Source organism: Candidatus Koribacter versatilis Ellin345, from assembly GCF_000014005.1.
GTDB lineage: Bacteria > Acidobacteriota > Terriglobia > Terriglobales > Acidobacteriaceae > Korobacter > Korobacter versatilis_A.
The window spans coordinates 5,247,172-5,257,500 of sequence record NC_008009.1; the positions used below are offsets into that span (position 1 = coordinate 5,247,172).

13 protein-coding genes and 2 rRNA genes (1 of these 15 only partly in view) are annotated in these 10,329 nt (G+C 58.0%); 7 read left to right on the forward strand and 8 right to left on the reverse strand.

The window, feature by feature from the left end; all coding sequences use genetic code 11:
* Positions 1–14 precede the first annotated feature (14 nt).
* The 3 genes from ACID345_RS26065 to ACID345_RS22990 all read left to right on the forward strand — a co-directional run bounded on the left by ACID345_RS26065 (position 15) and on the right by ACID345_RS22990 (position 1,801).
* A complete protein-coding gene (locus tag ACID345_RS26065) occupies positions 15–671 on the forward strand; it encodes a CPBP family intramembrane glutamic endopeptidase (RefSeq protein WP_011525217.1) in 657 nt (218 codons plus the stop codon).
* Positions 659–1,216, forward strand: coding sequence for a hypothetical protein (locus tag ACID345_RS22985; protein ID WP_041856020.1), 558 nt, complete (start codon positions 659–661; stop codon positions 1,214–1,216). The genes ACID345_RS26065 and ACID345_RS22985 overlap by 13 nt, the downstream gene beginning before the upstream one ends.
* A gap of 126 nt (positions 1,217–1,342) precedes the next feature.
* Entirely contained in the window at positions 1,343–1,801 is a 459-nt protein-coding gene (locus ACID345_RS22990) for a hypothetical protein (RefSeq protein WP_041856021.1), read from the forward strand.
* 83 nt (positions 1,802–1,884) lie between these two features.
* On the opposite strand, the gene ACID345_RS27590 is transcribed toward ACID345_RS22990, so the two are convergent.
* From ACID345_RS27590 to ACID345_RS23010, 5 genes are all read right to left on the reverse strand, one after another.
* Positions 1,885–1,995 carry a type II toxin-antitoxin system ParD family antitoxin gene (locus tag ACID345_RS27590; RefSeq protein WP_148210235.1) on the reverse strand — a complete coding sequence of 37 codons (111 nt, stop codon included), beginning with the start codon at positions 1,993–1,995 and terminating at the stop codon, positions 1,885–1,887.
* A gap of 47 nt (positions 1,996–2,042) precedes the next feature.
* Complete coding sequence (gene coaE / locus ACID345_RS22995; RefSeq protein WP_011525220.1) at positions 2,043–2,666, reverse strand: dephospho-CoA kinase; 624 nt, start codon at positions 2,664–2,666, stop codon at positions 2,043–2,045.
* 19 nt (positions 2,667–2,685) lie between these two features.
* Positions 2,686–3,609, reverse strand: a complete 924-nt coding sequence (locus ACID345_RS23000) for a bifunctional 5,10-methylenetetrahydrofolate dehydrogenase/5,10-methenyltetrahydrofolate cyclohydrolase (RefSeq protein WP_011525221.1) — start codon at positions 3,607–3,609, stop codon at positions 2,686–2,688.
* Positions 3,610–3,698: 89 nt separating this feature from the next.
* The gene (locus tag ACID345_RS23005; protein ID WP_148210236.1) at positions 3,699–4,130 is read right to left on the reverse strand and encodes a hypothetical protein; all 432 of its coding nucleotides are present in this window, start codon (positions 4,128–4,130) and stop codon (positions 3,699–3,701) included.
* Complete coding sequence (locus ACID345_RS23010) at positions 4,127–4,387, reverse strand: hypothetical protein (protein ID WP_011525223.1); 261 nt, start codon at positions 4,385–4,387, stop codon at positions 4,127–4,129. The genes ACID345_RS23005 and ACID345_RS23010 overlap by 4 nt, the downstream gene beginning before the upstream one ends.
* Before the next feature lie 167 nt (positions 4,388–4,554).
* Between ACID345_RS23010 and ACID345_RS23015 the strand changes: the two genes are divergently transcribed.
* The 4 genes from ACID345_RS23015 to ACID345_RS23030 all read left to right on the forward strand — a co-directional run bounded on the left by ACID345_RS23015 (position 4,555) and on the right by ACID345_RS23030 (position 7,522).
* Positions 4,555–4,938: a VOC family protein gene (locus tag ACID345_RS23015; RefSeq protein ID WP_041856022.1), complete on the forward strand. Its 384-nt coding sequence runs from the start codon at positions 4,555–4,557 to the stop codon at positions 4,936–4,938.
* 18 nt (positions 4,939–4,956) lie between these two features.
* Complete coding sequence (locus ACID345_RS23020; RefSeq protein ID WP_011525225.1) at positions 4,957–5,415, forward strand: hypothetical protein; 459 nt, start codon at positions 4,957–4,959, stop codon at positions 5,413–5,415.
* A 132-nt stretch (positions 5,416–5,547) separates the two neighbouring features.
* Positions 5,548–6,126 carry a TetR/AcrR family transcriptional regulator gene (locus tag ACID345_RS23025; protein WP_011525226.1) on the forward strand — a complete coding sequence of 193 codons (579 nt, stop codon included), beginning with the start codon at positions 5,548–5,550 and terminating at the stop codon, positions 6,124–6,126.
* Positions 6,110–7,522 (forward strand): nitrilase-related carbon-nitrogen hydrolase, encoded by a 1,413-nt coding sequence (locus tag ACID345_RS23030; protein ID WP_011525227.1) that lies wholly within the window; start codon positions 6,110–6,112, stop codon positions 7,520–7,522. Before ACID345_RS23025 ends, ACID345_RS23030 begins: the two co-directional genes overlap by 17 nt.
* A gap of 98 nt (positions 7,523–7,620) precedes the next feature.
* Here ACID345_RS23030 and ACID345_RS23035 read toward each other — a convergent pair whose 3' ends face one another.
* The 3 genes from ACID345_RS23035 to ACID345_RS23045 all read right to left on the reverse strand — a co-directional run.
* Positions 7,621–8,472: a PEGA domain-containing protein gene (locus ACID345_RS23035; protein ID WP_011525228.1), complete on the reverse strand. Its 852-nt coding sequence runs from the start codon at positions 8,470–8,472 to the stop codon at positions 7,621–7,623.
* Positions 8,473–8,839: 367 nt separating this feature from the next.
* A 5S ribosomal RNA gene (gene rrf / locus ACID345_RS23040) occupies positions 8,840–8,956 on the reverse strand.
* A gap of 233 nt (positions 8,957–9,189) precedes the next feature.
* Positions 9,190–10,329, reverse strand: a 23S ribosomal RNA gene (locus tag ACID345_RS23045); it runs 1,815 nt beyond the window's last position.

The window sequence follows — 10,329 nt, forward strand, 5'->3', positions numbered from 1 at the left end:
CGTAGAATCCGCGCATGCTCACCACGAAACAGCGCGCAATTTCCTTCCTTGAAGTTTTGCTCGGCGCGGCGATCGTGATCGGGCACAACGTCTTTCACAAAATTCCCAATGAAGTGCCGATTCTATTCGTGCTGTTCTGGCTGTCGTTCGGTCTGCGCGAGCGTGGGTACGCGTTCACCGGGCTGCGGCGGCCGGCGTCGTGGACGAAGACGATTCTCTACGCCATCGGCGCCGTGATTTTGCTGCACGTCGGGAGCGAGTTGGTGATCCAGCCGCTGGCGCACCGGATTTGGCCGGCGCCGGAAAAGATCAGCAATGTAATCCATACCTCTCCGACGTGGAAGGAGTCGCTGACATTTCTCGGGATCGTGTGGACGTTTGCAGCCTTCGGCGAAGAGTTCAGCTATCGCGGGTATCTCTTGAATCGCGCGGCGGACTTGGGCAACCGGTCAAAGCTCTCGTACGTGCTGGCGATGATCTACGTCGCGGTGCTATTTGGCTTCGGGCACTGGTACAAAGGGCCAGCGGGCGTGGTGGATAGCACGTGGTCGGGACTGGTGATTGGGACGGCGTATCTCTTGTCCGGCAGAAATTTGTGGACTGCCGTGCTGGCGCACGGACTGAGCGATACCGTGGCGGTCGTGGCTTATGCGATGGGATGGGCGAATTGATAACCATCGAAGGGGCGAAAGAATTGCTGATCGAGGGTATCAACTACGCCGCCTACAAAGAGACGGACTCGTCTCTCTCCGATTCGGACAAGAATCGTCTTTATGGGGAAGAGCATTACTACTCTGGCCGAATGATTGCGGGCGAGAGCCCATGGTCCGATGGCGATTTCGAAGGAAAGATGGCGGAGCTGCTGACGTGGGCGACGCGACTGAATGCGTCGAAGCCCGAGTTTGCGGAGGCGCGGAAACTTTTGGGATCACAATCCTCGGTAATCGGGAGAGTGATTCGCAGGGCCGATGGGCCGGTGAATATTTCAGCGGCTGGTATCGCCAGTGGAGCGCTCACGGTATTGGTTTGGGTGCTCTCCTTACATCCGCTAGGCTTGCTTCGCGATGTATTCGGTGACACGCCTTGGTGGGCATTCGCGATGCTTCTTCTGGCTTTTGTCCTGGGAATCTTCGCTGCGACGCAGCGCCGAATCTGGTGGTGGATTGTGGCGACAGTCGGATTGTCTGGATTTCTGTTGCTCGCAGCGAATAACTAGAACTTCTGGAAGCAGATTCTTCGTCGGGCTGGCGACCTCATCTGAATGACAAGAGAGAGTGATGGAGATGCGGGCGAAGTGGTGGGCTGGCCGCGGAGAGCGGAGAACGCTAGGGGCAGGCTGAAGATGCGCAAGCAAGAAAACGAGGCGGCAAGTCCGTACGCGCAAAACTGCTGCATCGAGATCCATGATTCGGAGCTTGACGACATCAGCTTGAAAGGCGCCGATGCGGTGCTGCATTTCCCTAAGGTTTACGTTCACTCCTCGGCAGGACGGCCGTCGATTGATCGTGGTACGGGGTGGGGACAAGAAGCGGTGCTTCGGATCGGAAATGCAATGATCACCGGGGTATTTCTTGAAGAAAGCCGCACGGCCAACGGAGGAGTTCATAGTCTTTGGGACGGAGCGCTTACGATCGACGGGACCGTGTCGGATAATCTGGTCCCGATCCCACTCGATGTACATGGTGCCGTGGAACTCGAGATTCAATGCTGGGGCGAAACCGTCCGAATCTCAGGAGATTCAGCGAGGCTGGAACTTATCGGTGAGCCAAAATACATCGAACGATTCGAACCTGAAAATTGAACAGCAGATTCTTCGTCGGGCTGACGCGCTCCTCTGAATGACCAGAAGTAGCAGTGGAGATTCGGTATTGCGCGGGCTGGAATTCAGGGACGCGGTTTCAGTATTCGTATTTTGAAGGCCGAGACATCGAACGGGCGAGGATCTCCGCTCTTCTCTCCTTCGATCAACGCGGCGCGAACGCTTGCCTGTCGCATTTGGCAATCTTGCTTTTTGCGAATACGAGCATCGGGCGGCACGCTGGTTACACCCTCGCCAGTTTGGCTTGTTCCTGCAGATCGAGCCAGACTTTTTCGACTTGCTCTTCGGTGTGGTCGAGGACGCCGTTGTTATCGATTACGTAGTCGGCGCGGCGGGCTTTTTCTTCTTCGCTCATTTGCGCGTTCATGCGGCGCAGAACTTCCATGCGGGCGTCGCCGAGCCGCTGCTTCATCTTCGCGGCGTAGCGCTGGACCTTGGTATCGAACGGGGTGCGTACCACGATGATCTTGTCGTAGCGCTTCTCTCCCTTGGCTTCGAAGAGGAGCGCGGCTTCGCAGATCACAATGGCGTTGGGGTCTTCCTCGCCGATCTTGTCCATCCAGCGGTCCTGGAAATCGAGCACAGCAGGGTGCACAAGGTTGTTGAGCTCTTGCACCTTGTCGGGGAATGCAGCTTGCGCGAGGCGCGGGCGGTTAATGGTGCCGTCGGGATTGAGGATCTCGCGACCGAAGTGAGCGACGACCTTGTCGTAGACGTCGTTGCCGGGGCTCATCAGTTGGTGGGCAACGCGGTCGGCCTGGATAACGTGCGCGCCGCGGCGGGCGAACATCTCGCCGATGGTGGACTTTCCGGTGGCGATACCGCCAGTAATTGCGACTCTGAGCAAAGGGAATCCCCTTAAGGAATTAAACCGTGTTTCCGCGGCGAAGTTTCGCGGCTTTTACGGTGTTTGCCATCAACATGGCAATGGTTAGCGGTCCGACGCCGCCGGGCACGGGGGTGAACGCTCCGGCAACTTCCGCAACTTTTGGGTGACAATCGCCGACGAGCGTCGAGCCGTTCTTAGCGAACGCGGCCTCGCGCTTGGCATCGCCGGCGAAAAACTTTTCGAACTCGGCGCGGTCGGTGATCTTGTTAATGCCGACGTCCAGGACAGTGGCGCCGGGCTTTACGAAATCGGGGGTAATCATACCGGGGCGGCCGATGGCGGCGACAAGAATGTCGGCACGGCGGCAGACCGCGGGCAGATCGTGCGTCTTGCTATGACAGATGGTAACGGTGGCGTTAGCGTTGGTCAGCAGCATGGCGATCGGTTTGCCAACGATGTCGCTGCGGCCGACCACCACGGCATCTGCGCCTTCAACCGGAACGTTCGAACGACGAAGAATTTCCATGCATCCGGCGGGCGTGCAGGGCACAAGGCCGGGTCGCACCGTGGAAAGATAACCGACGTTCATCGGGTGGAAGCCGTCCACGTCTTTCTCGGGCGAAACGGCTAAGAGAATCTTCTTGGAATCTACCTGTTTCGGCAGCGGCAGTTGCACCAGGATGCCATCGATGTCATTGCGGCGGTTGAGCGACTCGACCAGTTGCAGGAGGTCGGCGGTGCTTACCGTGTCGGGCGGTGTGTGCTGTTCGCTGTAGATGCCTGTCATCTCGCAGGCCTTCACCTTATTGCGAACGTAGATCTCGCTGGCGGGATTGTGGCCGACGAGCACTACCGCCAAGCCGGGGGTGAGACCTTTGGCTTTGAGCTCGGCCACCTCGGCCGCGACTTCAGTCTTGATCTCGGCAGAAATCTTGTTGCCATCGAGAATGGTGGCCAGCATTGCGCTCCCCGGAAATATCGATTGGAAGGATTAGTTTAAACGTTTGAACGAGGATCGGGAAGGGTGAAGGGGAACTGGGGTAATGTCAATCAATGGCGGTCCGAGACGCTCGTGTTCAAGCAAATCGTGTCGGCGACGACACGAATCGTATTGCCATCAAGTTCGATTCGCTGCTCGTCAGACCCGCACGAATCGATCTTGAATTCAAAGGTGAGTACAGTACTGGCATCTCGGAACGGACCACAACGGATCGCCGAGTCGTGAATGGAGTCGAGTGCGGTGCCCCTGAGTAGGGAATGACCACTTAACGCCTGAACGTGCTCGCGATCCAGAGCGCAGTTATGGAACTGGATCTGTACCTCCACGTTGCCTTCGATTCGAGCTTGCCTCGCGAGCGGCGGATAGACCGGCACGTGCAAATCGACCCATTCGACATGCGGTGACGCCGCCTTCGGCTTTGCCGTTTGCTCCTGCGCACACGCAATTGCGCCAGAGAACAAAATCGCCGTGAGTAGCTTCACCAGCATTCTCCTTCGAGGGCTCCAGTGTACTGTTCGAGCACTTCGATGTCCCCTACAATGTGCACGCTGAACTCCTCCATTTCCTCGGCTGGAATCCAGTATTCGAGGTGAGCGTCGCTGCCGGCGCGCTGGATCTCATAACGCGAGAGGAAGTCGGTGTCGACGGCGAAGCGGAGAACATAACCGGCGTAGCCGGAGCGCTCGTGGCGAGTGTTCCAATCGCGCGCGATCTGGCGCGCGTATTCGATGGTGAGCACGGGTAGAAGATCGGCTGCTCGGGTAGACGCGGCGGAAAGGCCTTCATGCCGCTGGCGCGAATCAGTTCGAGTTCCAAGCGTCCGACGGGACGATAAAGAATTGTTACAGGCACGACAAGATTCTAGGCGAAGAAGGTTCGCATACGTACAATCACGCTCCGGAGAAAATGATGGCACTGACAAAGATGGTTGGCTTTGTGACGACGACCGATGCGGAGAAGGCGAAGGCCTTTTATGGCGATGCGCTGGGATTCACGTTTGTGAAAGACGACGGCTTCGCGCTCGTGTTCGACGCGCACGGAACGATGCTACGCGTGGCCAAGGCCAAGGAGCATAAGCCCGTCGTGGGCACGATTCTTGGCTGGCAAGTGGACGATGTGCATGCGACGATCCGCGAGTTGTCGGCGCGCGGCGTGAAGTTTGAGCAGTTTGGACTGCCCTTCATGAAGCAGGATGAGCTTGGGATGTGGGAAGCGCCGGGTGACGACCAGGTGGCCTGGTTTAAAGATCCGGATGGGAATGTCTTGTCGATTTCAAAACACGTGAAGTAGCGGAGGTGACGTTAGAAATTGAATAGTGAATTCGCTCTTTGGATCGCCTTCATTCTCTGCATTGTTGGCCTGCAGATTTGGTCCGGCTGGCGGCGGAAGCGCGCGATGCAGAAGCTCGCGAACGAGATTGGGTTTGTTTATATCGGAAACACGTTGCCGAGCTCCGTTCCTGTGGCAGGGACCGAGATTGCGAGGACGTCCTCGATCTGGAACGTGATTGACGGCGAACGCAACGGAATCAGGGTTGTCGCATTCGATTGCAGATTTGGGGCCGGCAAGGGAAGCTGGCGACGGACCGTGATCGCCGTGCATGCACCAAGAACGGCGTTCGGCACGGTATTGCTGGAACCTGGTTTCGACACTCAGGAAGCCGCGGGTTGGACGATCGAGTTCGAACCCAGGCGAATGGGATTTTCGCTTCAGCAACTCATGGACATTGAGGAGTTGGAAGCGAGGATCGCGGCCGTGGGGCGCTGAGATCTCCAGCATTCGTGGAACGATAGGGGGTCCTTCGACTGCGAATCCGGAACGGGTTCCGGATTCTCCGCTCAGGATGACAAAGGAACTTTTTGCAGCTATACGCCGTATAGTGTACAGTGTATAGCTGCAATGGACGAGAACACCTCGGAGCGGATTGCGGCGGTCACCCTGGAGATCGTCGAGCAGGAAGGCGCGGACGCCGTGAGCATGCGGCGCGTCGCCAAGGCTGTGGGCATTACGCCGATGGCCATCTACCACCACTACCCTACGCGCGAGGCGCTGCTGCAGGCGGTGACCGGACGCGAGTTCGAGCGGCTTGGCGCGTTCATGAGGGCGCATCCGGCGCGGGTTTCGGGCGATGCGTCGTTCTCGAAATTGCTGGATTTCTATCTGGATTACGCGTTCGAGCGGCCGCGGGTTTTCGATTATCTCTACTCGCAGGCGCGGCCAGATGCTCGCAAATTTCCCAAAGACTTTCGCGCGCGCAAGTCGCCAACCATGAATGGTACGGCCGATCAGGTTGCCGCGGCGATCGAGTCCGGATTGCTCCGCGATGACGACGTGTGGGAAATCGCGATGATGTTGTGGGCGATAGTGCATGGGTATCTGGCGCTCTATCGCGCGGGACGGATTGGGTTAGATGAAAAAGAATTTCGCGCGCTGTGCCATCGCGCATTGAAGAGGGTGTTCCATGGACTCAAGGCTTAGGCGGGTGGTGCTGGCCGCGGTGGCAGCGTCGGGCGCGATGTTGTTTTTCGCCAGTGGCGTGCATCCGCAGTGGTGGCTGATGTGGCCGGCGATGGTGCCGGTGCTCGCAGTAGCTCCGCGGATCCGCGCTAGGTGGGCGTTTGCGGCGGGGTTCACGAGCTGGGCGATCGGTGCGCTGAATTCGTGGAGTTACCTGGCGAAGGTCGGCGTGCCGGTTGTGGTTCGGGTGATCGCGGCCGTGGCTCCCGCGATTGCGTTCGCCCTGGCGCTGCTGTTGTATCGCTCGTATGCGGTGTGTGGGAAGCCGTGGCGCGCGGCACTGGCGCTGGCCTCGGCGTGGACGGCGTGGGAATTCTTGTTCAGCATGATGTCGATCCACGGGACATTCGGCAACATGGCGTACACGCAGATGGATTTTTTGCCGGTGCTGCAATTGGCGTCGGTGTTTGGGTTGTGGGGCGTGGAGTTTTGCTTGTTCTTGTTCGCAGCAGCGTTTGCACTGCGAACGACCGAGGCGGGACGTCGCGGAAAGTTTGTGGTCGCGGTGATCTTGCTCGCGGCGGCGGTGCTGGGATTTGGTGCGTGGCGGCTGAACAGCGGACCATCGCGTTCGGAGACGGTGAACGTTGGGCTCCTCGCATCGGATTTCAACGGGAACAACAATCCCGAAGGCCCGGACAAGCAGGGGCGCTTGCTGCGCGAGTACCTGGTGCATGCCGATGCGCTGATCGCGCGCGGCGCGGAAGTGGTGGTGATCCCGGAGAAGATCTCGGCCGTCGTGCAGCCGCTGACTGGGGAAATTGATGCACGCTACCAGGCGGAGGTGGACACGACGCAGGCGCCGATCGTGGTCGGCGTGATTCGAAAAGAAGACGGGAAGCTCTACAACGAAGCGCGGACGTACTTACCGGCGCAGGCGCATCCGGTGACCTACGAGAAGCACCACATGCTGCCACCGTTTGAGTCGGAGATGCTGCTGGGGACGTCGCGGGTAGTGGTGAACCGCGCGACGACATGGGGTGTAGCGATCTGCAAGGACATGGATTTTCCGCGGCTGAGCCGCGAGTATGGCCGCGATGGCGTGGGGCTGCTGCTGGTTCCGGCGTGGGATTTCGTGGTGGATGGCTGGCTGCACGATCGCATGGCGGTGATGCGCGGCGTGGAAAGTGGGTTCAGCATCGCGCGCACCGCGAAAAACGGATTGCTCACCGTGACCGATGATCGCGGGCGGGTGATCGCCGAGGCGAAAAGCACCGATAGCGAGTTTGCTTCCGTGCTGGCACGGGTTTCCGTGGAGCATGACCGGACGATTTACGCGGCGTGGGGAGATTGGTGGGGATGGGTTTGCGTTCTTCTTACGCTCGCGTTGATGGCCGCGGCACTTGTGTGGCGATAGGGAGGCTTCGACTCGGTCGCGCTGCTCGCGACTGCGCTCAGCATGACAGGACAAAAGGCTTCCGTGGTGAACGGAAGCCTTTTTCATTTACGGCGCGGCTACTTTGCGATTGCTTCGAGTTCCGGGTTCAATTTGATGGTTCCGCCGCTGAGGCTGACGGTACGCTGCCACGCAGTGAATCCGGATTTCGAGATCTTGATGATGTGATCTCCCGCGGGTAGAGGCACCGTGGAGGGAGTGTCGCCGACAAATTTGCCGTCGATCTCGATGTCGGCACCGGCGGGAGTTGAAGAGATGTCGAGGCTCGTGTTCTGTGTCGCGGGCGCGCCTGCGGTCGTATCGGCCGGAGGCTTCTCTTCAAATTTTGCCTGGACCAGCGGCGTGTTGCCGTTGACGTAGCCAGTGATCTCCGTGCCCTTGGGGATGGTGATGTCTTTGCCGTGAATGAAGAGGAAGAGCGGCGCGGCCGGGAAGAAGACGATGCTGGTGGCGACGATCGCGCCAGTCATAGCGCCGACGTGGCCGCCACCGTGGCCTTCCTTCACAGCGCGCAGCGCAACTTTCTCTCCGTCCGCGAGCCGAACGGAATCGATATTGATGTTGAGTTTGCCTTCGCGTCCCATGCTGCGCTTGTGGACGGCTTCCGTAACGGTCGCCCATGCGATCCCGCCCTTCGGAACCACAAGCAGGCCGTTCACGCGAACTTCCTCGAGAACTTCGAAATCGACGGTATCTCCGACCTTGGCTTCGGCAGAGCTAATAGTACGCGCGGTGCGCATCTTGATTGGGGTTGCGTCTTCGAGCCCGAAGGTCGTCATCGCCGGCCTGGCTGCAGCTGTCGTCGCCGGTTCCGCTGAGTGGAGCGGATTGGCCGGCGCCGCGGCATCTTGGGCGAGCATCTGGAAAGGAAGCAGTGAGCTACAAAGTAGAGCGGAGATGCGATTGATCATGGACTCCCTGGCAGACTCGTACACCGATAATGTAGCGAGCGCCCAGGGTTTGCGCGAGTGACGATGGTTACGTGGACGCGTGATGTTGCCGAAAGAGGAAAGATAAAGGCTTGCGATAGGGATATTCGACGCCGTCGCCCTGGGCGCGCGACTGCGCTCAGCATGACATGTATCCTTGGCACGGCTGGAGCCATGCCCTGATACAAGGCGCGGGGCTAAATTTCAAGCGCCGCCTAGATACTCAACCTGGGGGTGAAGAAGACCAAGAAGTCCTTCGTGGTCCTCCGTGTCCTTCGTGGTTTAGGATTTTGAGGGTTTGAACACAAAAAGGAAAGGGCTCCTTGTTTTCACAAGGAGCCCTTATTTATGTCGGCGACGACCTACTCTCCCACACACTTTCGCGTGCAGTACAATCGGCCCAGCGTGGCTTAACTTCCGTGTTCGGGATGGGAACGGGTGTTTCCCACGCGGTATGATCACCGGCAACTTGAGGCGATTTCGCGGCGTTTGAGCCGCGAGCCGAAATCCTGAGCGCTTTTCAGCGAAGGATCTCTTCACGCCAATCTTTGAAAGAACGAGTGTGACGATGTCACAACTGAATAGCATTGGAGTAATTACATGTTTAGTTGGCGGCACGTAGCTACCGTGCCCGAGATCCAGGTTCGAATCTCGTTCTGCAGTGACTCTTGTTGCGAGTTAATGCGCCAAGTAAATTTTATGGTCAAGCCGAACGGGCGATTAGTACTGGTAAGCTTTGTCATCACTGACTTTACACATCCAGCCTATCAAACAGGTGGTCTTCCTGTGCCCTTCTTCACCCTTAGGGTTGGGAGATCTCATCTTGAGGAGTGTTTCACGCTTATATGCATTCAGCGTTTATCACAACCGAACTTCGCTACCCAGCCGTGCCTTTGGCAAGACAGCTGGAACACAAGAGGTTCGTCCATCCCGGTCCTCTCGTACTAAGGACAGGCCCTCTCAAATCTCCTACGCCCACACCAGATAGGGACCGAACTGTCTCGCGACGTTCTGAACCCAGCTCACGTACCGCTTTAATAGGCGAACAGCCTAACCCTTGGAACCTTCTACAGCTCCAGGATGCGATGAGCCGACATCGAGGTGCCAAACCGCTGCGTCGATATGAACTCTTGGCAGCGATCAGCCTGTTATCCCCGGCGTACCTTTTATCCGTTGAGCGATGGCCCTTCCATACAGAACCACCGGATCACTAAGGCCTGCTTTCGCATCTGCTCGACTTGTAGGTCTCGCAGTTAACCACACTTATGCCTTTGCACTCGACGGCTGATTTCCAAACAGCCTGAGTGTAGCTTCGCGCGCCTCCGTTACAATTTAGGAGGCGACCGCCCCAGTCAAACTACCCGCCTCACTATGTCCCTTTCCCGGTTGACGGGAATAGGTTAGAACCACAGAACTCGCAGGGTGGTATCTCACCGTTGGCTCCTCCAAGTCCGAGAACCTGGAATCAAAGCCTCCCACCTATCCTGCGCAGCAAGTGCCATAGTTCATAGTGAAGGTATAGTAAAGGTGCACGGGGTCTTTCCGTCTAGGTGCGGGCAACCGGCATCTTCACCGGTGCTACAAGTTCGCCGAGTAGCTCGTTAAGACAGTCGCACGATCGTTACGCCATTCGTGCAGGTCGGAACTTACCCGACAAGGAATTTCGCTACCTTAGGACCGTTATAGTTACGGCCGCCGTTCACCGGGGCTTCAATTCAAAGCTTCGTCTTGCGACTAACCTCTCCTTTTAACCTTCCGGCACCGGGCAGGCGTCAGCCCCTATACGTCGTTTTCGACTTAGCAGAGACCTGTGTTTTTGTTAAACAGTCGCCGTGCGCG